The organism is Caballeronia sordidicola, from assembly GCF_000729995.1.
In the GTDB taxonomy this organism is placed as follows: Bacteria; Pseudomonadota; Gammaproteobacteria; order Burkholderiales; family Burkholderiaceae; genus Caballeronia; species Caballeronia sordidicola_A.
The window spans coordinates 33,681-59,050 of sequence record NZ_JNFG01000039.1; the positions used below are offsets into that span (position 1 = coordinate 33,681).

At 60.6% G+C, this 25,370-nt stretch carries 27 protein-coding genes; 9 read left to right on the forward strand and 18 right to left on the reverse strand.

Annotation, left to right across the window (positions count from 1 at the left end; all coding sequences use genetic code 11):
- The first annotated feature begins 182 nt into the window (after positions 1-182).
- From FH08_RS0129205 to FH08_RS0129215, 3 genes are read left to right on the forward strand one after another with little or no spacing between them, the layout of a single operon-like run.
- Positions 183-770 carry an amino acid synthesis family protein gene (locus tag FH08_RS0129205; RefSeq protein ID WP_031361750.1) on the forward strand — a complete coding sequence of 196 codons (588 nt, stop codon included), beginning with the start codon at positions 183-185 and terminating at the stop codon, positions 768-770.
- Positions 760-1,599: an alpha/beta fold hydrolase gene (locus tag FH08_RS0129210; protein ID WP_031361751.1), complete on the forward strand. Its 840-nt coding sequence runs from the start codon at positions 760-762 to the stop codon at positions 1,597-1,599. Before FH08_RS0129205 ends, FH08_RS0129210 begins: the two co-directional genes overlap by 11 nt.
- A gap of 27 nt (positions 1,600-1,626) precedes the next feature.
- On the forward strand, positions 1,627-2,547 hold the full coding sequence (locus FH08_RS0129215) for a flavin reductase (protein ID WP_031361752.1): 921 nt from the start codon (positions 1,627-1,629) through the stop codon (positions 2,545-2,547).
- Positions 2,548-2,871: 324 nt separating this feature from the next.
- Here FH08_RS0129215 and FH08_RS50665 read toward each other — a convergent pair whose 3' ends face one another.
- From FH08_RS50665 to FH08_RS0129270, 10 genes are all read right to left on the reverse strand, one after another.
- Positions 2,872-3,189 carry an H-NS family nucleoid-associated regulatory protein gene (locus tag FH08_RS50665; RefSeq protein ID WP_075583396.1) on the reverse strand — a complete coding sequence of 106 codons (318 nt, stop codon included), beginning with the start codon at positions 3,187-3,189 and terminating at the stop codon, positions 2,872-2,874.
- Between the two features lie 407 nt (positions 3,190-3,596).
- Entirely contained in the window at positions 3,597-3,842 is a 246-nt protein-coding gene (locus FH08_RS0129225; protein ID WP_031361754.1) for a hypothetical protein, read from the reverse strand.
- A gap of 247 nt (positions 3,843-4,089) precedes the next feature.
- The gene (locus tag FH08_RS0129230) at positions 4,090-5,079 is read right to left on the reverse strand and encodes an LLM class flavin-dependent oxidoreductase (RefSeq protein ID WP_031361755.1); all 990 of its coding nucleotides are present in this window, start codon (positions 5,077-5,079) and stop codon (positions 4,090-4,092) included.
- 186 nt (positions 5,080-5,265) lie between these two features.
- A complete protein-coding gene (locus tag FH08_RS0129235; protein WP_031361756.1) occupies positions 5,266-6,078 on the reverse strand; it encodes a phosphate/phosphite/phosphonate ABC transporter substrate-binding protein in 813 nt (270 codons plus the stop codon).
- A 75-nt stretch (positions 6,079-6,153) separates the two neighbouring features.
- A complete protein-coding gene (locus FH08_RS0129240; protein WP_051888628.1) occupies positions 6,154-7,176 on the reverse strand; it encodes a fatty acid desaturase in 1,023 nt (340 codons plus the stop codon).
- A gap of 616 nt (positions 7,177-7,792) precedes the next feature.
- On the reverse strand, positions 7,793-8,101 hold the full coding sequence (locus FH08_RS0129250) for a hypothetical protein (RefSeq protein ID WP_031361758.1): 309 nt from the start codon (positions 8,099-8,101) through the stop codon (positions 7,793-7,795).
- Positions 8,102-8,587: 486 nt separating this feature from the next.
- On the reverse strand, positions 8,588-8,866 hold the full coding sequence (locus tag FH08_RS0129255; RefSeq protein ID WP_031361759.1) for a hypothetical protein: 279 nt from the start codon (positions 8,864-8,866) through the stop codon (positions 8,588-8,590).
- Between the two features lie 96 nt (positions 8,867-8,962).
- On the reverse strand, positions 8,963-9,295 hold the full coding sequence (locus tag FH08_RS0129260; RefSeq protein ID WP_031361760.1) for a hypothetical protein: 333 nt from the start codon (positions 9,293-9,295) through the stop codon (positions 8,963-8,965).
- Positions 9,296-9,459: 164 nt separating this feature from the next.
- Entirely contained in the window at positions 9,460-11,163 is a 1,704-nt protein-coding gene (locus tag FH08_RS0129265) for a peptidoglycan D,D-transpeptidase FtsI family protein (RefSeq protein ID WP_031361761.1), read from the reverse strand.
- A gap of 8 nt (positions 11,164-11,171) precedes the next feature.
- Positions 11,172-12,077, reverse strand: coding sequence for an arylamine N-acetyltransferase family protein (locus FH08_RS0129270; RefSeq protein ID WP_063771238.1), 906 nt, complete (start codon positions 12,075-12,077; stop codon positions 11,172-11,174).
- 209 nt (positions 12,078-12,286) lie between these two features.
- Between FH08_RS0129270 and zwf the strand changes: the two genes are divergently transcribed.
- Genes zwf through FH08_RS0129285 form a run of 3 tightly spaced genes read left to right on the forward strand, consistent with a single transcriptional unit; the run spans position 12,287 to position 15,583 of the window.
- Complete coding sequence (zwf, locus tag FH08_RS0129275) at positions 12,287-13,840, forward strand: glucose-6-phosphate dehydrogenase (protein WP_031361763.1); 1,554 nt, start codon at positions 12,287-12,289, stop codon at positions 13,838-13,840.
- 10 nt (positions 13,841-13,850) lie between these two features.
- Entirely contained in the window at positions 13,851-14,696 is an 846-nt protein-coding gene (locus tag FH08_RS0129280; protein ID WP_081889604.1) for an ROK family protein, read from the forward strand.
- On the forward strand, positions 14,693-15,583 hold the full coding sequence (locus tag FH08_RS0129285) for a Cof-type HAD-IIB family hydrolase (RefSeq protein WP_051888629.1): 891 nt from the start codon (positions 14,693-14,695) through the stop codon (positions 15,581-15,583). Before FH08_RS0129280 ends, FH08_RS0129285 begins: the two co-directional genes overlap by 4 nt.
- A 191-nt stretch (positions 15,584-15,774) precedes the next feature.
- On the opposite strand, the gene infA is transcribed toward FH08_RS0129285, so the two are convergent.
- The 7 genes from infA to FH08_RS0129325 form a co-directional block, all read right to left on the reverse strand.
- On the reverse strand, positions 15,775-16,041 hold the full coding sequence (infA, locus tag FH08_RS0129290) for a translation initiation factor IF-1 (RefSeq protein WP_031361766.1): 267 nt from the start codon (positions 16,039-16,041) through the stop codon (positions 15,775-15,777).
- Positions 16,042-16,132: 91 nt separating this feature from the next.
- Positions 16,133-16,426 carry a hypothetical protein gene (locus FH08_RS0129295; RefSeq protein ID WP_174254562.1) on the reverse strand — a complete coding sequence of 98 codons (294 nt, stop codon included), beginning with the start codon at positions 16,424-16,426 and terminating at the stop codon, positions 16,133-16,135.
- Positions 16,427-17,104: 678 nt separating this feature from the next.
- On the reverse strand, positions 17,105-18,082 hold the full coding sequence (gene corA / locus FH08_RS0129305; RefSeq protein WP_031361768.1) for a magnesium/cobalt transporter CorA: 978 nt from the start codon (positions 18,080-18,082) through the stop codon (positions 17,105-17,107).
- Positions 18,083-18,264: 182 nt separating this feature from the next.
- Positions 18,265-18,702: a bactofilin family protein gene (locus tag FH08_RS0129310; RefSeq protein WP_031361769.1), complete on the reverse strand. Its 438-nt coding sequence runs from the start codon at positions 18,700-18,702 to the stop codon at positions 18,265-18,267.
- A gap of 93 nt (positions 18,703-18,795) precedes the next feature.
- Positions 18,796-19,086, reverse strand: a complete 291-nt coding sequence (locus FH08_RS0129315; RefSeq protein WP_235210534.1) for a hypothetical protein — start codon at positions 19,084-19,086, stop codon at positions 18,796-18,798.
- Between the two features lie 73 nt (positions 19,087-19,159).
- Entirely contained in the window at positions 19,160-20,146 is a 987-nt protein-coding gene (locus FH08_RS0129320) for a M23 family metallopeptidase (protein WP_031361771.1), read from the reverse strand.
- 217 nt (positions 20,147-20,363) lie between these two features.
- A complete protein-coding gene (locus FH08_RS0129325; RefSeq protein ID WP_031361772.1) occupies positions 20,364-21,326 on the reverse strand; it encodes a LysR family transcriptional regulator in 963 nt (320 codons plus the stop codon).
- A 247-nt stretch (positions 21,327-21,573) separates the two neighbouring features.
- Between FH08_RS0129325 and FH08_RS0129330 the strand changes: the two genes are divergently transcribed.
- The 3 genes from FH08_RS0129330 to FH08_RS0129340 all read left to right on the forward strand — a co-directional run bounded on the left by FH08_RS0129330 (position 21,574) and on the right by FH08_RS0129340 (position 24,684).
- Positions 21,574-23,118 (forward strand): CoA-acylating methylmalonate-semialdehyde dehydrogenase, encoded by a 1,545-nt coding sequence (locus tag FH08_RS0129330; RefSeq protein ID WP_031361773.1) that lies wholly within the window; start codon positions 21,574-21,576, stop codon positions 23,116-23,118.
- Between the two features lie 42 nt (positions 23,119-23,160).
- On the forward strand, positions 23,161-24,051 hold the full coding sequence (gene mmsB / locus FH08_RS0129335; protein WP_031361774.1) for a 3-hydroxyisobutyrate dehydrogenase: 891 nt from the start codon (positions 23,161-23,163) through the stop codon (positions 24,049-24,051).
- Positions 24,052-24,336: 285 nt separating this feature from the next.
- Positions 24,337-24,684, forward strand: coding sequence for a hypothetical protein (locus tag FH08_RS0129340; RefSeq protein ID WP_031361775.1), 348 nt, complete (start codon positions 24,337-24,339; stop codon positions 24,682-24,684).
- Positions 24,685-24,815: 131 nt separating this feature from the next.
- Here FH08_RS0129340 and FH08_RS48685 read toward each other — a convergent pair whose 3' ends face one another.
- Positions 24,816-25,238, reverse strand: a complete 423-nt coding sequence (locus tag FH08_RS48685) for a hypothetical protein (protein ID WP_031361776.1) — start codon at positions 25,236-25,238, stop codon at positions 24,816-24,818.
- Positions 25,239-25,370: the final 132 nt, after the last annotated feature.

A 25,370-nucleotide genomic window follows, 5' to 3' on the forward strand; every position in this document is an offset into this window, starting at 1 on the left:
ATCGAACCCAGGCTAAGAAACCGTCGACATCGACGGTTTTTTTTCGCCCTCAGGTTTCACGGCGTGCTCTCGTAAACCCCTCAATCGTCGAAAATTCTTGCATCCAGTAATATGGAATACCATAATATTCCAACGACGCCATCGCATGAAGCCACGGCGTTTTTGCCTACGGAGAAAACCCCATGAAACTCGAGATTCGCAAGCTGGTGACCTATGTGGAAGACACTTTCATTGAAGGCGGCAAAGCGGCCGAGCAGCCGTTGAAGCTGTTCGCGGCGGCAGCCGTGTTGCGCAATCCATGGGCGGGACGTGGTTTTGTCGAAGACCTGCGTCCCGAGATTCACGGACTTGCGCCGCAACTGGGCGAGATCCTGACGGCCGAGATCCTGCGAATTGCCGGATCGGGCGAGGCGGTAGAAGGTTATGGGAAAGCGGCGATTGTCGGGACATCGGGTGAGATCGAACACGCGTCGGCGTTGATTCACACGCTGCGCTTTGGCAACAAGTTCCGCGAAGCGGTGGGTGCGAAGAGCTATTTGAGTTTTACGAATTTGCGTGGTGGTCCTAACTGTCCGGTCACTATTCCGCTCATGCACAAGGGCGATGAAGGCATGCGCTCGCATTACCTCACCATCCAGTTCTCGATCATCGATGCCCCCGGCCCCGATGAGCTTGTGATTGCGCTGGGTGCATCGATTGGCGGGCGGCCGCATCATCGGATTGGCGACCGCTATCAGGATCTGAAGGAGCTTGGGTCCAATGAAGCATGAAACGATCACCAGCCGTGCGTCGATGAACGGCGTATTCGACGGCACCGCATATAGCGTGGCGGGCGAGGGCCCGGCGCTTGTCCTGATCCACGGCGTGGGGATGAATCGCAGCGTGTGGGCGCCTCAGGTGGACGCGCTGCAGTTATGTTTTCGTGTCGTGTCGTACGACATGCTGGGTCATGGCGCCAGCCGCTTACCGGCGGTGTCACCTACGCTCGATGAATACGCTGGACAGCTCGCCGCGCTGCTGGATCATTTGCAGATTGATGCAGCGCATGTAGTCGGTCACTCGATGGGCTCGCTGATCGCGCTTGAGTTTGCGCTGCAATATCCGCAGCGGGTGGCGAGCGTGGCTGCGCTGAACGCCGTGTACGACCGCACGCCCACGCAGCGGGCCGCCGTGATGCAGCGCGCGGCGTCGCTGGAAGGCGGGGGGCTTGAGCAACCGAGCATCGACGCCACGGTGGCGCGCTGGTTCGACGATCCCGTGCCGGGTCATCTCGCGCAGGTGGCGGAGCTTGTGCGTTCGTTGCTGGAGACGGTGAACCCGGAGGGTTATGCACGGACCTACAGGTTGTTTGCGAGTTCGGACCAGGCGCATGTCGGGCGTTTGCCGCAACTGACCGTGCCCGCGTTGTTCATGACCGGTGAGTGCGATCCGAATTCGAGTCCGGCGATGTCGCATTCAATGGCGGCTTCCGCGCCGCAAGGACGCGCCGAAATCATTGCGAATGAGCGGCATATGATGAACGTCACCGCGCCGGAGATCGTGAACCAGCGGTTGGTGCAGTTCATTCGTGAAGCGAGTGGCGCCTCAGCGCCTGACTGACGCTTGATTAGATTAAGGAGCAAAAGCATGAACGAGCCATCCTTCGATACTGCCGAGTTTCGCCGCGCATTGGGCGCATTCGTAACGGGCGTGACTGTGGTGACGACCATTCAACCCGATGGTTCGCCGCGTGGTTTTACTGCGAACTCGTTCACGTCCGTGTCGCTTGATCCTGCGTTGATCCTGGTTTGTATCGCGAAGACAGCCTCTAGTCATCCGATATTTTCCGGGACGCAGCGTTTTGCGGTCAGCGTACTGGCTGAAGATCAACGGCCTGTGTCGGGCGTGTTTGCATCGAAGACCGCGGATAAATTCGCGCAAGTCAGCTGGCATGCGCGACGCACCGGCAGTCCGGTGATGGATGGCGCGGCGGCAAGTTTCGACTGCGAGACGCATCAGGTGGTGGATGCGGGCGACCACATCATCCTGATTGGGCGCGTGGTGGATTTCACGCACACGAGCGCAACACCGCTAGGGTATTGCCGGGGCGCTTATGTAGATTTCAGTTTGTCGCAGGAAGCGTTGGCCGCGACCGGCCAGCGAGCCCAGGTCGGGGCGATCCTCGAGCATCCCGCGGGGCTTGTGCTGATCGAGACGGCGTCGGGGGCGTTGCAATTACCTATCGGCACGCGGTTGGAACCGCTTGCGGATGCCGCTAGTTTGCGCGGCGTGCTTGGCGGGTATCGGCTGAATGCGAATCTGGATTTTCTGTTCGCGGTGTTTGAGGAGAAGGGCGTTACGCATATCTATTATCGGGGGCGCATTGTTGATGATGCGCCTGCGAGCGCAAATGTACGGTATGTGCCGCTCGGCGCGATTCCCTGGGACAAGATCCGTGACCCCGCTGTCGCGTCGATGCTGCGACGCTATGTGAAGGAGAGAACGGAGGACGCCTTCGGTATTTATGTAGGCGATGTGGAGAAGGGGATGGTGCAAGCGCTAGGGTGATCCGTTCGCACTCGCCTGGATGGCCGTAGTGAACCCCTCGTTACCGGGCGCGCCGAAACCGATCGCGATGATGCTCGCTACGTTCTGCATTAAAGCAAACAACGAACGAACAAAAGGCGAACGATCAGAGCGGACCGCCGCCGCAGAAAATCACCGAAACTGACCGGGCGGGCGCGGGACGAACGACTACGCAATCTTCGGAAAATGCTGCTCCCGTGCCTCGCAGGCACGCGTCGCCCCCTGCCGCACGGCAAGCGGGGCGCTGCTATTTGCATCAGCGGTTTTGTTCCACCGGATGGTTCCACCGGGCTCTGCCAAGCGGCTTTAAACCCGGTAAAACTCGATATCCTGCCCGGCATGCTGCGCGCGCTTCAACCACTCTGGCATGTCGCCCGTCCCGTCCCACGTGTCGCCGCTAGCGTTTCTGAATACCGGCACAGTGCCGTTGGCGCTTTCCGGCAAAGAAGGCATTGACGGCAGTGCGCGCTTTGACGCCGCGCTCGAACCGTTGGTCATTGGAGGAGGGGTAACGGAAACCGGTACGTCGGCCAATGCTTCGGCCAGCGCTGTTTCGGAAATGCCAAACTCAGCCATTCGGCTGCGCAAATAGGCAATGATGCTGTCTCGCTTTCTTTCGTCCACGGCTGTCCTGATTCAGCTTTTACTTTCTTGAAGGCGAGCCATCTGCCCGCGCGGACCGGGGCGGCTCGAGGAATGTGTGGGTTGACTAAAATCGTGGCGCGCCGAGTGACGCGCGTCAATTAGTGTAATACCGCAAATTGCCGCTTTAACTCGCAGCGCCCGATAATCGGACTCCTGCGAGCGAGCGGCTCGACAAACTGGTTACTGTGTTTGAGATCGGTGCGATATGCGTAAGCCGCCGAATCAGCGGCTGAAAGCTCACGACCAGATCGGTGCACGGCTGGCGGCTGCTCATGTTTCAAAAGCACCATGCATGCAGCCGCTAATTTCAACAATTCGTCCAGACAACCGCGGGCGCCACAAGGAAATCATAGCGCCGAATGCCGCTATTGTATGCCTAAATCATTTTAGCGATTATGTTGCTCGCCCGGTAATTCCGCACCATGTGCACGAATTGCCGCAATGAGTTCGGCCGGCGTGATTTCATAACGCACCTCACGATGGATGCCGGCCTTCCTTTCATCAACCTCTATCAGCAGGACGGCCTTGCCGTCGGGCGCAGGTTCGAGGCGCAACGTTCGCACTTCCTGACCGGTGGCTTCATCGCGCTCCGTCAGCAAGGTCATGGATCCTGTGGCGGGACTTCTGGTCATTCATTTTCTCCCTTCCGATATCCAACATCTTATCTGTTGAGACCCTTCGAACGGCTTACCCGCCGCTGCCGTTCAGAAGAAGGCACTAAAAGCGGGCGCAGGACAGCGGATCTCAAAGCCGCCGACCTCATTATTGCTTGTCAAAACGATACCCGTCCAGCGTCCGAATGCGTGTTCGCCGCACCGCTTAACTGTTGACATCCGCCTGAGATACCCGCTTGATACCCGGAAAGCGATGCAGCCGGTCCTACGCCGCCACCGCCGCGCGGGCCTGCGCCGTGATTTCGAATGAGCGCAGGCGGGCCGCGTGATCGTAGATTTGCGCGGTCACCATCAACTCGTCCGGCTGGGTTTGTTCGATCAGCGAGGCAAGTCCCGCCTCCACCTGACGCTGGTCGCCGATCACCGAGCAGGCGAGCGAATGCTCCACGCCGGCGCGTTCGGCCTCGTTCCACGGAATCTGCTTGACGGGCGGCGGCAACTGGCCCGGCGTGCCGCGACGCAGGTTGATGAATTGCTGTTGCAACGATGTGAAAAGAAACTCCGCTTCTTCCGTGGTATCGGCGGCAAAAACATTGACGCCGACCATGGCGTAAGGGCGCTCGAGTTGCTTCGACGGGCGGAATTGCGTCCGGTAAACCTGCAGCGCGGTGAGCAGGTAATCGGGCGCGAAATGCGAAGCGAAGGCGAACGGCAGGCCGAGCGCGGCGGCGAGTTGGGCGCTGAAGGTGGATGAGCCGAGCAGCCAGATCGGCACGTTCAGCCCCGCACCGGGGACGGCGCGCACGCGCTGGCCTTCCACCGGATCGGCAAAATAGCGCTGCAATTCCACGACGTCATCGGGGAAATTGTCCGCGCTGCCCTGGAGATCGCGGCGCAGCGCGCGGGCGGTCGTCTGGTCGGTGCCGGGCGCGCGGCCGAGGCCAAGATCAATGCGCCCGGGAAACAGCGACGCCAGCGTGCCGAACTGCTCGGCGATTACAAGCGGCGCGTGGTTCGGCAGCATGACGCCGCCTGAGCCGACGCGGATCGTGCTCGTTCCGGCGGCAACGTGCCCGATCACCACGGACGTGGCGGCGCTGGCAATCCCGGTCATGTTGTGATGCTCGGCCAGCCAGAATCGCAGGTAACCGAGTTTTTCAGCATGCTGGGCCAGCTCGCGCGAGTGGCGGAACGCATCGGCGGCGGTAGATCCGGCGGGAATAGGGGATAAATCTAGAACTGAAAACGGGATCATTGCGGCTTCCATGACAACGTGCAGCGGCGGCCCGCGTGCACCGGGGATCCGGTTGCCGTCAAGCGCCAATCCCGGATGAAAATCCAGGACGCACCTCAGGACCCACCTCAGGACCCACCTTACACGCGGGTAAAAGCCGATTGTGCCGAAAGTCAGGAAAGTCTGCCGTGACCACCCTCAACGCCCTCAGGCGAGGCGGGGGTAGCCGAGTTCAACGGCGTCCGTTTCGATTTCAAGAATACGAGCGTAGTCGTCGAGGGGGCGCCTCGCAAAACCGTCGAGCTTGAGCCGGTTTGCCAGGGCACGATCGTGCGCGACGGCGTCGGCGAGTGCGTCCGCCAGTGCGTCGACCCCCTCCGCCGGCACCCGTTTCGATGCAATCAGCGGCAACCCAGGCGCACTTCGTGTCGTGCCGATTTCGACCAGACCAAGGGCCAGATCCGGACGATGGTCGAGTACGAACGCGAAGCTCACGCAGTCGATGGCGGCAACATCGGCCCGGTCGTCCTGCAGGGCTTGCAGCGAAGCCAGGTGCCCACCCGTTTCGATCACCGATGCGAAGAACGGTTGGCCGCCGGCCAAGGGCGCGACCGCACTGCGCAGCAGGTTCATGCCGCTGTTCGAATCGGGAGTGTTATACGCCGCGCGCAAACCGCGGCATTGCGCGAGCGAAGTGACTTTGGCCGCGGCCCGGGTGACCAGAACGCTGTGATATTCGCCGGCCTCGCATCCATCGACCGTGAAAACGGGCGTAGTGACTAACTGCACGCGTCCGGCGAGCGCTTTCACCAGCGGATACCCGCATGTCTGCGACAGCAGCAGGTCGTCACGCAGCCAGAATTCCTGCAGAGACTTCTCTGGATTGACTATGGCGAGCGTGTCGCCGCGAGCGTCGAGCCATGGCCGCAAGCGCTCGCGAACATGATCGAGCAAAACGCGCCAGTCACCGGCAAGGGCCGGCGTGACGTTGTACATCGGTAATGCGGCCACCCAGTTCATGCCAATTCTTTCCCATGCGCCGTGAAATACCAACACCTATACCGATGCCCATGCAAACCCGGCCGAAAAGGCACATCAGACAGGCTGCGCGTCGCCGCCAAGTGTTGCCGATCCGGCGGACCCGGCCTGAGCCTGCGCAATCTGATCGGCGGCCCGTGCATGAAGCGGATGCAACGCAGGCGCAACCGGCTGGACACCATGCCGCACCAGCCATTCCTGATAACCGCGCACGATAAAACCGCCATTGCGCACTCGATACGCGTCGCGATGCTCATGATAAACGCTTGCCAGCGCGTACCACGGCAAGCTCGGCAGGTCGTGATGAACGGCGTGAAAATTGTTGTTGAGGAACAGCAGACGCCAGGCCCACGATGCTTCGTTGATGACCGTGCGTTCGGGGATGTGATCGGCTGCGCGATGTTCCTGGAACGAACGGATCGCACTCAACGCGAGCGCCGGATACCCAACGCCGAATACGAAAAGCGCGGGACTGATGCCGCAGCGGCGCTGGAGCCACGTGGCGAGCAGTCCGAGCAGGACGAGGTGCAAAGCCCAGGCGCCTGCGATACGGCCATTGCCCCGCGCAATCTGGACGAACGCCGACATGATCGCTTTCACAATGGAAAACCAGGGGCCGAGCACAATGCGCCCGAAGAACGTGTTGCGGAGAACCAGCAGGAATCGCACGACCACACCGGCGCCGCGCCAGCGTTCAGCGGAGACGAAATAGCTTTCCGGGTCGAGATCGGGATCGGTGAGATGTGTGTCGTTGTGGTGGCGCAGATGCGACTCGCGATACACCGCGTAAGGGAACCAGACCGCGAGCGGGGCGACGCCGAGCAGCGCGTTGAACAAGGGGAAGCGCGTCGGATGGCCGTGCAGGAGTTCGTGCTGCAATGACAAATACAGGCACGACAGCACGGCGAGAATGCTTACCGCCAGCGGTATTCCAATCGACCGCGCGTTAAGCGCAGTCGTGAACCAGCCGCCATACACAGCCACGATCAGCAGCCAGGTAGGCCACTCGCTGCGCCAGCGCCAGGATGTGCGTAATTGCTGTATTTGATGGCGTTGAGCATCGTCGATGTAAAGGCTCATGGCAATTCAGTGACGGAACGAGCCCCGATCTTAGCGACGCTTCGTCGCCTGCCAAACCAAGCATTCCCGCTAAGCATGTTCCCGTGTGAAGAATCGAGGCTTGAGCGGTCGTACGCGGTGAGCGTCAGCGGACCGGGCCATCTCGATGCGGCTCCGAAGTGCCGGATCGCGCAACGTCGTGCGTTTGGGGCGTAGGGCCGCCTTAGGCTTCGGGATAAATTGAAAGCTTTCAGTAGGGATTTTTATCGCGAAGTCGGTGGAGGCGTCGCAGGGCAATCAGCGTGCAGGGTTATCTGTTTGTGTTCCAGGGCGCACACGTTCATTGGCAACATAATCGGCGGGATTTCGCTGGTTGCATCATCAAACACGCCGCGATCGCGCCGGAGATTGAATGACCGTGCTCGGGAATTGGTTTGAATGTGGTTTGAACCTGGTTTGAACGACGCCCCCGGGGCGATGGAGCATGGCGCTTTGCGCAATCGCAGTCATCCACATGGAGCCTCGCGCCTCGAGCCCCGAAAATGCTCAAGCGATAGGCACGCTGGAAACACGACATTTGCCGGCCCGGAGGCCGCCGTCGTTACGCGCACGATGCGCGATGGCGAAAGCGCCGTAGTTACGCCGCTTTCGCCCAAAGCCTGTTGGTTGTTCTTTTGCGCCCGGAGCTGGGATCGCCTTTGGGTTGCGAAAATGAGTCCAGCACCTTGCGTAACGCATCGACCCGAAGCCTTTGCGCCGGCACCAGCACGTAGCCCGTACAGACAGCGGTCAAGCGTTCGTGCCAGTACTCGACGCTGGGCGTACCGGCTGGTTTCTGACTCATCGCCCGCAGCTGGCCTATGGCCCGTTCGATGTGCTGAAGCTCTGCGTCGGCTTGTGTCGACGTTCGTGGGCCTTCTGACGTCGGCGATCTTTTGGCTTTCATGCTGCGCCCCATTCTTGCCGGCCAGCTTATGAACGCGTTGTCGATTCTATCGACGACTGGTGCGTTCATTGCTGCGTCCAGCTCTACCCCTGCGCCTGCGCGTTTATGGTCGCGTTGGGCGGCCCCCGGCTTGATTCAACCGTTGATGCATAGTCGCAAAGGCCGGACGCATGGACCGTCTGAAATCGCACATTGAAAGCACCGGGCGCGCGATTAACCGGGCGACGCAAACGTTTTCCGTGTGCTTGGGCACGAAGCGAGTGCGCTGAACGACGCTAATTCCCGGCGGTACGATGCTTGAATCTGGCAGTGGGATATCGCGCGGGCAGGAGGGCGATCGGGAGATCAGCAGGAGACAGTTAAGGAGCGGTTTCAAAACGGCTTCATAGTCGCTTCATAGTCGCTTCATGGTCGTTTCGAAGCCGCTTTAACAACGCAGGAGTATTGACTACGTCAAACACATCAACAGGCACGCGCGAAAGCGCATCACTCGTCTTCTGCAGTCCGAGGCTTGCCGCTGCGTTTTATCTGCTCGTCCATGGCCAGGTCGAGCTTGCTGACGCGTCGCGGTTTCTCTGGCTTGAGCGCGTTCACAAAGGCCACGAAATCATCCATGGTCTGCGGTGCGGAAAGTTTTTGCTCGCCGGTTGCCGCCCGATCGACGAGATAGAACAGGCCGCCGCTCAAGCTGACCGCGGCATAGTGCGGGTTGCCGGAGCGTGTCTTTAGACGCTCGACGGCGTTGATGGCTTTAGTCGAGCGCACGATCATCCAGGTGTAAAAGCAAGTCCGCAGATGTCATGAAGCCGGCGTCATGAAATACCTGGCCAAACTGCCTTGAGATCAAGGTCAAGGTTAAGGTCAAGGCGCGCACTTCTTGCTCGCGCCTTCGAGCCACAGGTTCGACGCGTGGCGCTCGCCCGGATAAAACCGGTACGACGTTTCGCCGTTATCGAAGCGAACCTTGATCACGTTGGAATCGCCGAATTCGAGCATCGTCCCTTGGGGTATGGGTGTTTGCTTGAACGTGGCGTCATGTTTCTTCGCCTCGTCCGTCAGGCACTGGACAATGCTGGCCACCGACGCGTTAGGCGCCGTTTCGACTTCCGGCTGACCGGCATCGGGGTTATGGAACTGGGCACAGGCTTGCAGCAAGAACAGGGGAAGCGCGAGCGCGCCGACAATCTTTTTCATGGTGTCCTTCAAGGTTTGCGACCGCCTTTTCGACGACCTGTCCAACAAAACATTCGACTACGACAATCTGACATTACAGCATAGCGGCCTTACGTTTTCGGTCTGCGGGGATCCCGGCCGGCGAGGACGAACGCCTGCCGCCGTGCGCCGGTGCCCAAGGGCATTCACGCATCCGGCGGCACGCCGAGAAGCTGCATGGTGCCGCCGACCACGCCCGAAAACACCGGTCCGGCCACGGTCCCGCCGTAGTAGGAGCCGGCTGACGGCTCATCGATCATCACGGCCACTATCACTTGCGGGTCGCTCATCGGCGCCATGCCGACGAACGACGCGCGATACTTGTTCGCCGCGTATGTGCGCCCGATCTGCTTGCGCGCCGTACCGGTCTTCCCACCCACGCGATACCCTTCCACCGCTGCCGCACGTCCCGTGCCACGGGGTCCCATCGCGAGTTCCAGCATGTCGCGCACAGCCGCTGCAGTCGCGGGTTTGGTGACTTGCACGGGGTCCCGCGCAGCCTGGCCGCGAATCAAGGTGGACTGCCGGAACTCGCCATTGCCCGCGTAAGCCGTATAAACCTGTGCAATCTGCAACAACGACAACGACAGCCCATACCCATAGGCCATGGTCGCCTGCTCGATCGGGCGCCAGCGTTCGTATGCCCGCAGACGTCCGGTGGCCGCGCCTGGGAATGTCAGGTCTGGCGCCTGGCCAATGCCGTATTCGCGATACTTGTCCCAGACCGTTTGCGGGCGAAGCTTGAGCGAGAGTTTGGTCAACGCGATATTGCTCGACATCTGCACGGCCTCGGAGACCGTGATGACGCCGTGGTTCGACGTATCGTGGATCACGTTCGGCCCGAGCTTGAACGTCCCCGGCGATGTATCGATACGCGTATCCGGCCGCACGACCCCAAGGTCGATAGCCAGCGCCGCCACCAGCGGCTTGATGGTCGAGCCCGGCTCGAAAGTGTCGGTCAGCGCGCGGTTGCGCAACTGCTCGCCGGTCAGGTGCGTGCGGTCGTTGGGATCGAAGGTCGGATAGTTCGCGAGCGCGAGGATCTCGCCGTTCTTCGCGTCCAGCACCACCACGCTGCCCGCCCGCGCGCGATGCTTCGTGATAGCGGCGGCCAGTTGCGTGTGCGCGAGCTGCTGGATCCGGCGGTCGATAGTCAGATGAATGGTCTCGCCATTCTCCGGCAACTCCACATCGCCAATCTCCGACACCACGCGCCCCAGGCGGTCGCGGATCACTTCGCGCTGGCCGTGCTCGCCGGTCAGCCGGTCGTTTGCCGCGAGTTCAATGCCTTCCTGGCCCTTGTCTTCGTTATCGGTGAAGCCGACCACGTGAGCCGCCGATTCGCCTTCGGGATAGAAGCGTTTTGTGTCCGCGACCAGCGTCACGCCTGCGAGCCCGGTTTCCGCAATCCGCGTGGCCGTGTCGGCATCGACTTGCCGTTTCAGCAGCACGAACGAGCGCGAGGCATCGAGGCGGCGCGCCAGTTCCTTCTCGGGCATATCGATCAGGCGAGCGACTGCCGGCAGGGTGCCGCGATCAAAGTGCGATGGCGTGGCCCAAATCGCATAGGTCGCGAGACTCACGGCAAGCATGGCGCCGTTGCGGTCGACAATGCGTCCGCGCGTGGCGCTCAGTTCCAGCGTGCGTTGATAGCGTTTTTGCCCCTCGCCGATATAAAAGTCCTGGTTCACGACCTGCACCCACAGCGCTCGCGCCGTGAGCGAAGCGAACGCGCCGAACATCAGCATGACGACGAGCGTGGAGCGCCACCGTGGCAGCCGGTTTTCGAGCACTGCATTTTTCACGGGCGTCCGATAAGATTCATGGGCTCGCTTGGCGGTTTTACGCATCGTGGCGATCAGGACGGTGCGGACGTGCTGGACGTGGACAGCTGGACGATCCGTTCGAGCACGGCATCGAGTCCGCCGGCCAGGGTTTCACTGCGGGTGTCGGAGTCGCTGTCGGCAAGCACAAGCCCGAACGTGTTTTGCAGCACGCCGCGCAATTCTTCAGCGCTTGCGAGCTCGCGTTTGGATTCTCGCGTGGATGCGGTATTGCCACGCTGTGTCAGGGTCGTGTCGAGCAAAGTCTGCCGCTCTCCCGGCATCACCCGCGCCACGATCAGGTGGTTCACGAAGATCGACTCGGGATACGTCGATACATAATGGTTCGCCATGGCGTAGTCGGCGGGAAATTGCGGTTCGAGGTCGAAACGGTAGATCGGCTTCCAGGTATCGCCAAGCTTCACTTGGAGGAGGAAATCGCCGCGCTCGATCAGGTCGAGACGAAACGGCTCGTGCGGCGTCGCCTGTTCGCGGCCCGTGTCGAACAGCAGCGGAGCGGTGAGCGTCATGCTGCCAAAACCGACGTCCGCGAGCCAGGTTTCGTTGGGTGTTTCGACCAGCAGGATCATGTGGGTGCGCGGCGGCAAGGCAACCGGACTGTTGCACGCCGCGCTGTTCCACATCACGCGCGCAGCGAGCCCCGTGGTGCCGAAGCCGAGCGTGTCGAGCACGGCGCGAAACAGCAGGTTGTGTTCATAACAATAGCCGCCGCGCCGCGCGCTCACGAGCTTCGCGAACACGGACGCGAGGTCGAGGCGCGGCGTGCGCCCGCGCAGCGCGTCGAGATTTTCGAACGGGATGACTTGCGGATGCAGCCTATGCAGCGCGTGCAGCGTCTCTGATGTAGCCTGCTGAGGTCCGCTATAGCCGATGCGGTCGAAATAGGCGGCGAGTTGCGCCGGGGAGAGTGTCTGATTCATGTGGAACTCCTGCCCTTATGATGGAAACGAGGCCGGGCGAGCCGCCGCGAGGTGCCGACATTCTACGGCACAGCCCGCGCGCCGATTACATATTGCATACGCAGAGTCGAAATGACAGAAGCGGACCGTTTGGGCAGGATTTTGAACTGAGACGCGCCCAACATGGTCTTTAGTAGGCAGTGCGTTCAACTCTTCTTTTAAAGAACCCTATGTCGACCCCACTCGCTAGCACAACTTCCTCCCCGACACCTGCCGGCAAGCATCCCGCTCCGCCGTGCACACTCGTCATCTTCGGCGCGGCCGGGGACCTGACCAAACGGCTGCTGATGCCGGCGCTGTACAACCTGTCGTCCGATCGCCTGCTCGACGACAAGATGAAGATCATCGGCGTGAACGTAGGCGAGCTCGAGACGAGCGCCTGGCGTGACGAACTGACCGACTCGCTGAAAAAATTCGCCGCCGACAAAGCCGGCGCCTTCCATACGTCGAAACTCGACGACCGGGCGTGGAACTGGGTCGCGGATCGCCTGCAATACATGGCCGGCGAGTTCGAAAGCGATGACGTGTTCAACAAGCTGAAACAGACGCTGGGCGATAACGGAAATGTCATTTTTTATCTCGCCGTCAGTTCGCGCTTCTTCAAGACGATCGTAGAGCGGCTCGGCCGAGTGGGATTGTTGAAGGAAAGCGACCAGGGCTTCCGGCGCGTGGTGATCGAAAAGCCCTTCGGGCACGACTATGCGTCGGCGAAAGATCTCAACGAGAGCATTCTCAAGTTCGCCGGCGAGAACCAGATTTATCGTATCGATCACTTTCTTGGCAAGGACACGGTTCAGAGCATCCTGGCCGTGCGCTTCGCGAACGCGTTGTTCGAGCCCATTTTCCGGCGCGAATACATCGATCACGTGCAGATCACAGCGGCTGAAACCATTGGCGTGGAAGCGCGTGGCGGGTTTTACGAGCAGACGGGCGCGTTCCGCGACATGGTCCCGAACCACCTGTTCCAGTTGCTCGGCATGGTCGCCATGGAACCGCCGAATTCATTCGACGCTGAAGCCGTGCGGGACAAGAAGGCTGAAATTTCCGACGCAATCCAGCCGCTGAAACCCAATGACGTCGTGCTCGGGCAGTACGAAAAATCCGCGAGCCTGGCCGGGTATCGCGAGGAAGCCGATGTCGCGCCGGACAGCCAGACCGAAACGTATGCGGCGGCGCGAGTTTTCGTCGAAAACTGGCGCTGGGCTGGCGTACCGTTTTACCTGCGCACCGGCAAGCGGATGACGGCGCGGCGCACGGAGATATCGGTGCAACTGAAAGCGGTGCCGTTCCTGCTGTTCCGTGACACCCCCGTGGACACGCTCGCGCCGAACGTGCTGACGCTGCGTATTGACCCGGAACACGGCACGAGCTTCGATTTCAACGTGAAGGTGCCCGGTCCGGTGATGCAGGTTGGGGCGGTCAAGTCATCGTTCAAATACGACGATTTTTTCGATGAAAAGCCGAACGTCGGTTATGAGACGTTGTTGTACGACTGTATGCTCGGCGACGCGACGCTGTTCCAGCGCGCCGATAGCATTGAAAAAAGCTGGGCGGCAGTTGACGGGGTGTTGCATCCTGAAGGCGGTCGTTTGCCGGTACATGGCTACACCGCGGGCAGTGCGGGACCGAAGGAAGCCGACGACCTGCTGAAGGCCGATGGCCGTGCGTGGCGCCCGTTGGCGGACGACCACCCGCAAAAATCCGATCACGACGACAAGAACTGAGGAGAACCGTATGGGGACAGCAGCACGCAAGGCAGCAGTGAAGAAGACAGCGAGCAAGACAGCGAGCAAGACAACCGCAGGCAAGACCACCCGACGCTCGGCCGCGAAAGAACGGATTCTCGCGATCGACGTGGGCGGCACGGGCCTGAAGGCCGCGATTATCGATGCGCACGGGAAGATGCTGACCGAGCGGGTCAAGGTGGCCACGCCGCATCCGTGTCCGCCGGACGTGATCGTGCAGAAGCTGGTGGAACTGGTCGGGCCGCTGTTGACGCCGCTGCCGGCCACGCAGATCTCGATCGGTTTTCCGGGCGTAGTGCGGGACAACCACGTGCTGACCGCGCCAAACCTCGGCAACGAATTCTGGCGCAACGTGCCGCTCGCGGACATGCTGGCCGAGCACCTCGGGCACCTGCCGGTGCGCATTATCAACGACGCCGAAATGCAGGGGCTTGCAGCTATCGAAGGGAAAGGCATCGAGTTCGTGCTGACGCTGGGCACGGGCGCGGGCACTGCGCTTTTCCGCGATGGCGAACTCATGCCGCATCTCGAGCTGGCGCATCATCCGGTGAGCAAAAACAAGACGTACGACGAATATCTCGGCAACGCGGCGCGCGACAAGGCGGGTAACAAGCGCTGGAATCGCCGGGTGGAGAAGATCATCGGCATCCTGAGCTCGCTGGTGAACTACGATCGTTTGTGGATTGGCGGCGGCAATGCAGCCAATCTCAATTTCGACTTGCCGAATAACGTGAAAGTGGTCTCGAACGAGGCGGGCATTGAAGGCGGCGCACGGCTCTGGCATCCGCGTTCAGTGCGCGAGACGCGGCAATTGCCGCCTGGAGCGTTTGAATGACATCCATCGGCGCTACCGGTCTGAATCTGCGTTCCGGTCATGACGATCCGGAGCGGGCGCTGGCGGCACTGGCGAAGGTCGAGCTCGTGATTTCGGATTGCGACGGCACCTTGCTCTACACGGACAAATCGCTTGGCGAGCCTGCGAAGGAAGCCGTGCGCAATCTCGCCTCCGCGGGCGTCCGCTTCACGGTGGCGAGCAGCCGGCCGGGCAAGGGCATGCATTCGATCGTGGAAACGCTTGGGATCCAGTCGCCGTTTGCCGCTTTCAACGGCGGCAAACTCGTCGATCCCGCCGGCTGGAAGACCCTGAGCGCTCACTGGCTGCCGCGCGACGCCGCGCAAACGGCCCTGGAAAGCCTGGCGCGCGACGGAGTGGACGCGTGGGTGTTCATTGACGACCAGTGGTACATCACGAACCCCGGCGGCGAATACGTGCCGCTTGAACGCCGGACGGTGGGATACGACGCGGTGGTGGTCAAGCGTTTCGAGGATATCGACCTGGATTCGATCGAAAAGATCGTGGCGTCGACGAAAGACGCGGCGCTGCTTCAACGCAAGGAGGCAGAGTTCCAGGACACGCTCAAGGGCCGGGCCACGGCAATGCGCTCACAAACCTACTACCTCGACATCACGCATCCGCTCGCGAACAAAGGCGAGGGCGTGCGCGAACTGGCGCGCTTGGCGGGCGTTGCGCTGGAAAATGTGGCGGTGCTGGGGGACATGGGCAACGACGTCGCCATGTTCGACGTGGCGGGTGTTTCCATTGTGATGGGGCAGGCGTCGCCAGACGTTCAATCGCACGCGACGTTTGTATCGGCCACGAACGATGAAGACGGCTTTGCCTTGGGCCTCAACGGATTGCTGGCGGCCCGGAAGGGAAAATAACGGTGCGAGGCTTGAATACGCGTAACTGAGGTAACTGAGATACGCGTAAGAGAGCGACATCGGCGCCATGCGATGCTGACTGGCAGCATCCAGCGGTGGCGCCGACGAAGCGTTGCTCTCGACTCCGGCGAACAGGACTGTGCGGGACTCGCTTTGAATGCGATTAAGCGCGCGTCACGACAGCGTTCTGCTTAGCGGCGACGCATTTGCGGACGTTGACCGCCGCCGGTTGCGCGTTCGTCCTTGTGCCGGAAGTTGATCCGGCCTTTCGTCAGGTCATACACCGACAGTTCCAGCGTCACACGGTCGCCCGCGAGAATCCGGATGTGGTTCTTGCGCATGCGGCCCGATGCGTACGCGCCCACGACCACGCCGTTGTCCAGCGTCACGCGGTAGCGGCTGTCGGGAAGCACTTCGTCAACAATGCCGTCCAGCTCGAGTAACTCTTCTTTCGCCATATAAAGCTCCTTAAATCATCTATTCGATGCGATTGTATGCGAGACCGGCCCGACCCCGCGATGCCTTTTAACGCCTAACAGTCGCGTCTAGTCACAGATCTGCAACAGTCTGGCCGTCGATCTGGCCGTCGATCAGCTTTTCCGCATGCAACAAGCACGCCCGGCGAGCCTGGCCGCCGTTTTCAAACGATCCGGTCTGTTCAATTCGAAACACGCGGCTTTCGCCCGTTGCTTCCTCGCCTGCCGGCGGCGCGCGGCGGATGCGCACCGACGCTTCGTAACCGGTATCCGCTGCACGGACTGCCGCACCGCCGTCGCGGGCGCCACGGGGGTAAATCAGCGGATGAATTTCATAACCTTTGTACGTCTTAAGCGGCTTGACCAGTTCTTTCATGTTTCCTGAATTCCTGTATTGCGCCCGCCCGGGCATCGACATGGTGCAGCCGATGCCTTGAAAACCACTCCGGCAACCGTTCAGCGCCTTTTGGCACGTGCGGTCGACAGGTGTTAGCGAGCAAAAACGAGCAAAAATGACGTGCGGCGCACACATTGCGCAGCCGCTCGCTGGGCTGTAGGTGTTGATGAACGTCGCGGTAACACTGCGGTAACACGTCAGCCGCGCATGTCGAACTGCCCATGCCGCTGCGCACGAATTACCCATGCAACCATGCGCGGTACAACGCGTGGAAACAAGCAACCGTCGACGTCGCTGCTGTTTAAACCTTGAAGACGAATGCAGGGCCGCGACCGGTTGCGGAGCCCACACTGCCGGGGCGATGACATTCAGCCAAGGTGTTGCGCTGAAATGTTGGATGGATCGCTGCTGCCGTGGCGAACACGCTGCGCCAGAGGCGCACTGTGTAATATTAGACAGCAAATCAGAAAAAAGTTCCGCTGTCGCCGGAGGCCCCGCCTCTCGATGCTGCAATGCTGACATGCCCGTCAACACTAATTGCGATTGTCCGCGTACGCTTGTATGCGTGCGATTTCCGCGCAATTTTTGTCGAGCCGTTTTCCGTCACGCAACCGCCTTCCAGCGGCACCGAATACTCCATTATAACCATCATAGCCAACCAGCCTTGCGGAACCTCCAGTAAAGGCCGACGTCAAGCGCTAGCATCACGGCAATGACCGCCGGATAGCCATAGACCCAGTCGAGTTCCGGGATGCGGTGGAAGTTCATGCCGTAGATCCCGGCGATCATGGTGGGCACCGCGAACAGCGCGGCAAACGAGCCCAGCCGCTTCGTCACTTCGCTTTCCGCCAGCGAAATCATGCCCAGGTTGACCTGGATGGCGGTCACGATCATTTCGCGGCGCCCCTCAATGGTTTTTACGATACGAAGCAGGTGGTCGTACACATCGCGGAAATAGTCCTGCATGCCGGTACAAATTCCCGGCGCGCGGCCGCCGTAGAGTTTGCTGACTGCTTCCAGCAGCGGTGCGGTGTGATGCTGCAGCAGCACGAGCCGGCGCTTCAGGGAATACAAGTCTTCAATGATCACCCTCGACGCCGCCGACCCGTTGCGCTCGAAAATGCGCTCCTCGAGTTCGTCGAGCTCCGCGCCGAGCGTTTCCAGAATGGGGAAATAACGGTCCACTACGTTGTCGATCAGCGCGTACATGACGAACCCCGGGCCGTGTTCCAGCAAGTGCGGTTCGCGCTCGCAGCGCTTGCGCACATCCTGGAACCCCTGGCTCGTCCGGTTACGTACGGACAGCACGTAGTTATTTCCGACGAACACGTTGATCTCGCCGACCACCAGTTCGTTGTCGGAATCGAGTTCCACGGTGTGGAGCACGCAAAACAGAGAGTCCGCGTATTCGTCGATCTTCGGACGCTCATGGCCTTGCTGAGCATCTTCCACGGCGAGTTCGTGCAGCCCGAACTGGTGTGACAGATGCTCGAGCTCGCCCGGGCCGGGGTCTTTCAGCGCGACCCACACGAAGCAGTCGGGGACTTCCCGATACACGGAAATATCGTCGATAGCGACGTCGGTGAGCTTGCGGCCTTTCTGGTAAGCCGCACAATTGACCAGCATGGATTCCTGCCCCCGCACACGATGATGGAGCCGGCGCATGCCGCCTTTCGCGAGCGCCTCTCACGAGAACAGGCAGCGCCTGACGGGCATGGCCGGACTTGCCGTGAATCTTAGCGGATTTGTCAGCAGCTTACTGTTCGAAAGCCGTATTCCGTCGTCTTGCGACGCAGCCGTCGCTCGAGTCACGTCTCGCTATGCGAGTAGTCCGAGGTCATTTCGGAACTGAGCCGCGGCATTTCCGCCTGTGGCGCCAACGTATTGTCGCGTTTCGTGAGCTTACCTTCCACGGAAGCCCCCACGTCCATGCGTAGTTGCTGGTAGTAGATGTTGCCGTTCACATGCGCATTCGATTGCAGCTCGACAAAATGTTCCACTGTTACGTCGCCGGTGATGGTTCCATTTATCACGATGTCATAGGCATTGACGTTCCCCGTGATCGAACCCTGGTCGCTGACGACCAGCAGCGTCTGCTCGCCCGGACGGCCCGTCACGTTGCCTTTGACGTGGCCATCCATGCGCAGGCCGTCGCTGAATTCGAGGTTGCCCGCGATCTGGACATCGTGGGCGATCAGCGTAGCTAGCTTGGCTTGACTGACGCCGGTGGATTTTTTCTTGAACATGGGAAAGCCCCTTCTGGTCTGGATTGCAAAATGGTTGCCGGTGTTCGATGGATCGACGTGCCGGCGTGGAGGGTGGTTCCGGGATTGGTCTGTCTAGTTAGACTTGTCCCGCTGACGTTTGAGGAAAGTCAGGTCAGTTCGCATTCGATGAATCTCCGCCAGGCTTTCGGACGCTTGTTGCTCCATGACGAGCCGTGTCGCCACCTCATGGTCGAGCGCGATGCGCGCCTTCGAAAGTTGCTCGCGGATCTCGCGTTCAGACATGGGCGGTGCGCACAGGGCGTCGGCTTTCTTGCTGATGTCGCGCGAGGTGACCAGCGCGAAGCCGGCCGCGGCGAGCGCTGCTGCGGCGCAGGCCGCGGCAATCGTGCCGAGCAGCAGCATGGGCCAGGTCGGGCCGCGTCGCGACGTCAGGGAGTAGGTGCGGCGCGTGAGCTTGTGCGTCGGCCTGTTTCGGTCAGCTTGCGGCATTGGATTTCAGCTTGAAGAGCGCGAGATAAGGCGTGGGATTGACCTGCGTCCCGTCGATGATCACCTCGAAGTGCAAATGCGGTCCGGTCGAGCGGCCGGTCGAGCCGATTTCGGCAATCTTCTGGCCGGGCATGACGAGATCGCCCACCTTCACGAATATCTTCGATGTATGCCCGTAGCGCGTCACTACGCCGCTGCTGTGCTGGATATCGATGGCATTGCCGTAACCGCCGTGCGGTCCGGCCTGCACGACGCGGCCGCCGGCGGAGGCGTATATGGCCGTGCCGGTGGGGGCGACGAGGTCGACGCCCGGATGAAAGTTCAGGTGTCCCGTGAACGGGTCGATACGATTGCCGAACGGCGAGCCCGAACGCGCGCCTGGCGCGGGCTGGCGGCCCGGAAACGCCATGTATGACGCGTAATGCGCGAGCACGGCGTCATCGAGCGCACCGATGGTTGCATCGAGGCAATCCAGCGCGCTTTGCGTGTGCTTCAGGCGCTGCGGCGCGGTACCGGTAAGCGCTGCATGCTGGGCATCGCAGAGGCGCGGCGGCAGGGATGGACCGCCCGAGGCGCTGCTGTCGAGCGGCGATTCATCGTCGTTATCGGGCAGCGGTGGAACCAGGTGAATGTCCGGGTGATCGGCCGCGCGTCGCGCCGCTTTCAATTGTGCTTCGAAGTCCTGAAGTTCGTTCACTTGTGACACGAGCTCGATCACGCGCGGTTCGATATGCGTGAGGGTTGCGCTGATCTTGCCGAGCTCATCGATTTCATAGGAGCGCCGCTCCGTTTGCGTCTTCTCTTCGGCCGCGTGGGTGTTGCCCATGGCCGCACCAATGGCGATGCCGAGCGCGAGCGCGGCCAGGATCATCGCAATGACGGCGACGATCACCATGGCGCGGACCGTGCGCGCTTCGACGAAACGTACACGCTGGTGCGACACGTTCCGGCGGGACCAGATAACGAACGCCATCAGTGCACCGGGCGCGGTAAACGCGCGGGCAAGAGAGGACGAACGGGCGGTGGATTACCGGTCTGTCTGCGAGTGTTAATAATGAGATAAATAAAGGTCACGTCCATGTGAAAACGCCGCAGCAGGGCTACGGCGGAAAGCCTTATGGGCGGACGATTATGCACCCGTTACGCGAATGCGTATCTCATATATAAGGGGAGCTGAACAAACGCGAAATTCACGGCTTCACCGTTTCGCTCCATAGCATCTCGCGCGCCTCGCCCATCAGCAGCGGACGATTCAATTCAGCCACTCTGCGCAAGAAGTCCCACACTGCGGTGATGCGTTTCAATTTGCGCAAATCTTCGCGGCAGGACAGGTAAAACGCGCGTGTGACGACGATGTCATCCGCGAGAACGGGAACGAGGCGCGGGTCCTGCGCCGCCATGAAACACGGCAGGATCGCGAGCGAGTGCCCCTGCAGCGCGGCGTGATATTGCGCGATCACACTGGTGCTGCGCCAGCGCGAGACAGCGCCCGGTATCGTGCGTTCGAGATAGAGCAGTTCGTAGCTGAACGCGAGGTCATCGATATAACTCGCGAAGCGATGGGCGCCAAGGTCTTCCACTTTGGTGACCGGCTCGTGTTGATCGAGATAGCCGCGCGTGGCGTAGAGGCGCAAGCGGTAGTCGCAGAGTTTGGTGTAGACGGTCTGGCCGTGTTCCGGGCGCTCCAGCGTGACCGCTATGTCGGCTTCGCGCTTGGACAAGCTCACGAAGTGCGGCACCGGCAACAAGTCGATGGAAATCTGCCGGTGCGCATCCTGGAAGCGGGCGAGTTGCGGCGCCAGGAAGAAGCAGCCGAATCCTTCGGTCGAGCCAACCCGCACGTGTCCGGACAGCGCGTGTCCGGAGTTGGCAATGTGCTCGGTCGCCGACTGGACCGTGCTTTCCATGGCGTCGACGTACGCAAGCAGGCGCTGCCCCTCCGCGGTCAGGATGAAACCGCCGCTGCGCGATTTATCGAAGAGCAGGGTGCCCAGTGCGTCTTCCAGCGCCCGCACGCGGCGGGCGACGGTCGTGTAGTCGACCCCCAGACGCTTCGCTGCGCCGCTTGCACGCTGGGTTCGCGCCACTTCCAGGAAGTACCGGAGATCGTCCCAATTCAGGTTGTTGATGCCCGGAGTCGTGCTTTTTTGCATATCGGATGGGTGTTTGTGTCGATACATCGTGGAGATTTGCATAACTATACTGAACCTTGTGGACTCGCTTTGCACGCGCTGTGTACCTTTGTGTAATGGGCGAGCCGACAACATTTAAATAATCCGGAGACGACATTCCCCTAGGGCGGCCTGCGCGGTATCCGCGCGCGTCCACCTGTCTGCGTGCCTCTGTCTCCGCATCCCGTTCCCGCCAAGGAACGTTCTCGTTTTTCAAGGAGCCTCTCTCATGAATACCGCTGCTGACCGTCCGGTATTAGCCACTCAATCCAACGCCGGCGTGCGCACGGCCAAATTGCTGATCGACGGCAAGTTCGTGGAATCGACGACACAGGAGTGGCGCGACATCGTCAACCCCGCTACCCAGGAGGTGGTCGGCCGGGTGCCGTTTGCGACCAAGGAAGAAGTCGATGCCGCGGTGGCATCGGCAGCAAAAGCGTTCCAGACGTGGCGCCTCACGCCGCTTGGCGCACGTATGCGCGTGATGCTGCGTTTCCAGGACCTGGTGCGCCAGAACATGAAGCGGATCGCGCAGACGCTGACAGCCGAGCAGGGCAAGACGTTGCCCGATGCCGAAGGCGATATCTTCCGCGGCCTTGAAGTGATCGAACACGCGTGTTCAATCGGCACGCTGCAGCAGGGCGAGTTCTCCGAGAACGTCGCGGGTGGCGTGGATACCTACACGCTGCGCCAGCCGATAGGTGTCTGCGCCGGCATCACGCCGTTCAACTTCCCGGCGATGATCCCGCTGTGGATGTTCCCGATGGCGATCGTGTGCGGCAATACGTTCGTGCTGAAGCCATCGGAACAGGATCCGCTGTCCACCATGGAGCTGGTCGAGCTGGCGCTCGAGGCGGGCATTCCGGCGGGCGTGCTGAACGTGGTGCACGGCGGTAAGGACGTGGTCGACGCCATCTGCACGCATCCGGACATCAAGGCGATTTCGTTCGTCGGCTCGACGCATGTGGGTACGCACGTGTACAACCTCGGCAGCCAGCACGGCAAGCGCGTGCAGGCCATGATGGGCGCGAAGAATCACGCGGTCGTGCTGCCCGATGCAAACCGCGAGCAGACGCTGAACGCGCTTGCCGGCGCGGGTTTTGGCGCAGCGGGACAGCGTTGCATGGCGACATCCGTCGTGGTGTTCGTGGGGGCATCGAAGGACTGGTTGCCGGAGCTGGTTGAGCGGGCGCGCGGCTTGTCCGTGAACGGCGGCACGGAAGCAAATACCGACGTTGGTCCGGTCGTCTCGCGTGCGGCCAAGGAACGGATTCTTGGGTTGATCGAAGCGGGTGTGAGCGAAGGCGCAACGCTTTCGCTGGACGGCCGCGGCGTGGAGGTGAAGGGCTATGAGAAGGGCAACTTCATTGGCCCGACGGTATTCTCAGGCGTCACTACTGACATGACCATCTACAAGCAGGAGATCTTCGGCCCCGTGATTTGCGAGCTGGAAGCCGCAACGCTCGACGATGCCATCGCACTGGTGAACCGCAATCCGATGGGCAACGGCGTCGGGCTCTTTACGCAAAGCGGCGCGGCGGCGCGCAAGTTCCAGAGCGAGATCGATGTCGGCCAGGTGGGGATCAACATTCCGATTCCCGTGCCCGTGCCGTATTTCAGCTTCACCGGCTCGCGCGGTTCGAAGCTGGGCGATCTCGGGCCGTACGGCAAACAAGTGGTGCAGTTCTATACGCAAACGAAAACCGTCACGTCGCGCTGGTTCGACGACGCCACCGTCAACGACGGCGTCAACACGACTATTTCGCTGCGCTAAGCCGGTTGCCAGATTGACGCTGCAATAAAAAGGGGAAACGCAATGGAAATCGGCTTTATCGGACTGGGCAACATGGGCGGACCCATGGCCGCCAACTTGCTGAAAGCAGGGCATTCACTGACGGTGTTCGATTTATCGAAGACGGCGGTGCAGGCGGCGGTCGTTGCGGGCGCGCAGACCGCAGCATCGCCTCGTGAGGCGGTTCAGGAAAGCGAGGTGGTGATTACCATGCTGCCGGCCGCCGCGCACGTCAGGGCGGTGTATCTGGAGCCGGATGGCGTGTTGGCTGGCGTGCGTCCGGGCGTGCCCCTGATCGACAGCAGTACGATCGATCCGGCGACCGCGCGCGTGATTGGTGAAGCCGCGTTGAAGCAGGGCAATCCGTTCGCCGATGCTCCCGTGTCCGGTGGCACCGGCGGCGCGCAGGCGGGCACGCTCACGTTCATGGTCGGCGCCAATGACGCGCTGTTCGAAACGCTCAAACCCGTGCTTGCCGGCATGGGCAAGAACACGGTTCAGTGCGGCGAAACGGGGACGGGTCAAATCGCGAAAATCTGCAACAACCTGCTGCTCGGCATTTCGATGATCGGCGTGGCGGAAGCGATGAAACTCGGTGCGTCGCTCGGGATCGAACCGAACAAGCTTGCCGGAATTCTCAACACATCGACGGGACGTTGCTGGAGCGCCGATACGTGTAATCCCTACCCTAACGTTTTACCCAATGCGCCTTCGTCACGCGGGTATACCGGGGGGTTCGGCGCCGATCTCATGCTTAAGGACCTGGGGCTGGCCGTTGATGCAGCGCGTCAAGTCAAGCAACCCATCCTGCTTGGCGCGCTCGCGCAGCAGCTTTACCAGACCATGAGCATGCAGGGCTTGGGCGGGTTGGACTTCTCCGCGATTATCAAGCTGTACGGTAGCGAGGAGGCCTGATTAAAACTTGCCGATCGTGGATTGCTGCAGTGCATTTTATGCGGTCTTTTAAGCTGCGTTGCAGCATCGCCTTTGCTCTGCCATGCTGATCAAGGACATGGGGAATACGATGATTCGCTTCTTCTGATTTTGGCCTATTCTCAAAGCACGACGTTCATGTCTTCGTCTGTATTAGTAAGTAAATGACGAAGACAGCGAAGCCGCTTTGAGGTGTTTATAGGATTAACAGGTTAATTAAGGCCAGCGAAATACTGGCGGCAAATTACCAGGATCAAGGAGAGCCAGATGCAAACAACTCGTCACATTCACATGGAATTGCGGCACGCAACGCTGCCGACCTACGTGTTCAGCTATCTGTTCCCGTTGGTGCTGTTGGCGTATGAGTTATGGCGCGTGGGTTCGTGGGTGGCTGTGCGTGGTTTCAACTTCTCGGACTTCAGTTCGATGGGGTATGAGTTCGCGCTGATGCTAGCTGTGTTTGCAATGCAGATTGTGGTCGAAATTGCATTCATGGCTGCGGCCATGTTGACGAAACACCACGACGTTGCACATCGTGCGGCTAACCTGCTACTTGGCGTGTTCTGCTCAGTGGTCGTGCTGGGATTCGACCTTGCGCTGCAATATGCAATGTAAGCGCGCATCATAAGCGTGCGTTGTAAGCGGTAGCGTCAAACAAGTTCTCGCAGCAATAAAAAGCCCGTTTTAGCATTTTCGCTAGAGCGGGCTTTTTTCGTTGGTTGGTTTGGCGTTCTTTCGGGTGCGGATCAGCAACCTGCTGCGTTGACCAATTCGGGTGCAGTTTGCGCGCGTGCTTCAAAACATTTCTTGTTCGCTTCCTTGAGTGCCGTGCGCAAACCTTCCTCGATTACCGGGTGATAGAACGGCAGCTTCAACATATCTTCCACGGACAATTCCAGTTGCAACGCCCATGCAATGAGATGACCAAGATGTTCAAGGGCCGGTCCGCACCCCTGAGCGCCCAGCAACTTACCCGTCTTGGCGTGGGCATAGACATGCAGCAAACCGCGGTTTTGGCGCAGCACGCGACTGCGCCCTTGCGTTTCGAACGACACGGTTCCGGTCACTGTCATCTGCTTGTCGAGATCGTCGTAGGACGCGCCTACGCTTGCGACTTGCGGCTCACAAAACACGATCGAAAACGGGACCTTGCGTTTGACTGATTGCACATTGGGGAAACGCGCGGCATTGTCGCCGGCGAGCTTGCCTTAGACGGCGGCGTCGGAGAGGAATGCACGCGGGCCGTCGCAATCGCCTGCTATGAAGAGGCTGCTGTCGCCACACTGCATCGACTGTTCGTT

Excerpts from the sequence above, each read along its gene's own strand:
- FH08_RS0129205 (WP_031361750.1), top strand. The coding sequence starts at position 183 with ATGAAACTCGAGATTCGCAAGCTGGTGACCTATGTGGAAGACACTTTC.
- FH08_RS0129210 (WP_031361751.1), top strand. The coding sequence starts at position 760 with ATGAAGCATGAAACGATCACCAGCCGTGCGTCGATGAACGGCGTATTC.
- FH08_RS0129215 (WP_031361752.1), top strand. The coding sequence starts at position 1,627 with ATGAACGAGCCATCCTTCGATACTGCCGAGTTTCGCCGCGCATTGGGC.
- FH08_RS0129225 (WP_031361754.1), bottom strand. The coding sequence starts at position 3,842 with ATGACCAGAAGTCCCGCCACAGGATCCATGACCTTGCTGACGGAGCGC.
- FH08_RS0129230 (WP_031361755.1), bottom strand. The coding sequence starts at position 5,079 with ATGATCCCGTTTTCAGTTCTAGATTTATCCCCTATTCCCGCCGGATCT.
- FH08_RS0129235 (WP_031361756.1), bottom strand. The coding sequence starts at position 6,078 with ATGAACTGGGTGGCCGCATTACCGATGTACAACGTCACGCCGGCCCTT.
- FH08_RS0129240 (WP_051888628.1), bottom strand. The coding sequence starts at position 7,176 with ATGAGCCTTTACATCGACGATGCTCAACGCCATCAAATACAGCAATTA.
- FH08_RS0129250 (WP_031361758.1), bottom strand. The coding sequence starts at position 8,101 with ATGAAAGCCAAAAGATCGCCGACGTCAGAAGGCCCACGAACGTCGACA.
- FH08_RS0129260 (WP_031361760.1), bottom strand. The coding sequence starts at position 9,295 with ATGAAAAAGATTGTCGGCGCGCTCGCGCTTCCCCTGTTCTTGCTGCAA.
- FH08_RS0129265 (WP_031361761.1), bottom strand. The coding sequence starts at position 11,163 with ATGCGTAAAACCGCCAAGCGAGCCCATGAATCTTATCGGACGCCCGTG.
- FH08_RS0129270 (WP_063771238.1), bottom strand. The coding sequence starts at position 12,077 with ATGAATCAGACACTCTCCCCGGCGCAACTCGCCGCCTATTTCGACCGC.
- zwf (WP_031361763.1), top strand. The coding sequence starts at position 12,287 with ATGTCGACCCCACTCGCTAGCACAACTTCCTCCCCGACACCTGCCGGC.
- FH08_RS0129280 (WP_081889604.1), top strand. The coding sequence starts at position 13,851 with ATGGGGACAGCAGCACGCAAGGCAGCAGTGAAGAAGACAGCGAGCAAG.
- FH08_RS0129285 (WP_051888629.1), top strand. The coding sequence starts at position 14,693 with ATGACATCCATCGGCGCTACCGGTCTGAATCTGCGTTCCGGTCATGAC.
- infA (WP_031361766.1), bottom strand. The coding sequence starts at position 16,041 with ATGGCGAAAGAAGAGTTACTCGAGCTGGACGGCATTGTTGACGAAGTG.
- corA (WP_031361768.1), bottom strand. The coding sequence starts at position 18,082 with ATGCTGGTCAATTGTGCGGCTTACCAGAAAGGCCGCAAGCTCACCGAC.
- FH08_RS0129310 (WP_031361769.1), bottom strand. The coding sequence starts at position 18,702 with ATGTTCAAGAAAAAATCCACCGGCGTCAGTCAAGCCAAGCTAGCTACG.
- FH08_RS0129315 (WP_235210534.1), bottom strand. The coding sequence starts at position 19,086 with ATGCTGCTGCTCGGCACGATTGCCGCGGCCTGCGCCGCAGCAGCGCTC.
- FH08_RS0129320 (WP_031361771.1), bottom strand. The coding sequence starts at position 20,146 with ATGGCGTTCGTTATCTGGTCCCGCCGGAACGTGTCGCACCAGCGTGTA.
- FH08_RS0129325 (WP_031361772.1), bottom strand. The coding sequence starts at position 21,326 with ATGCAAAAAAGCACGACTCCGGGCATCAACAACCTGAATTGGGACGAT.
- FH08_RS0129330 (WP_031361773.1), top strand. The coding sequence starts at position 21,574 with ATGAATACCGCTGCTGACCGTCCGGTATTAGCCACTCAATCCAACGCC.
- mmsB (WP_031361774.1), top strand. The coding sequence starts at position 23,161 with ATGGAAATCGGCTTTATCGGACTGGGCAACATGGGCGGACCCATGGCC.
- FH08_RS0129340 (WP_031361775.1), top strand. The coding sequence starts at position 24,337 with ATGCAAACAACTCGTCACATTCACATGGAATTGCGGCACGCAACGCTG.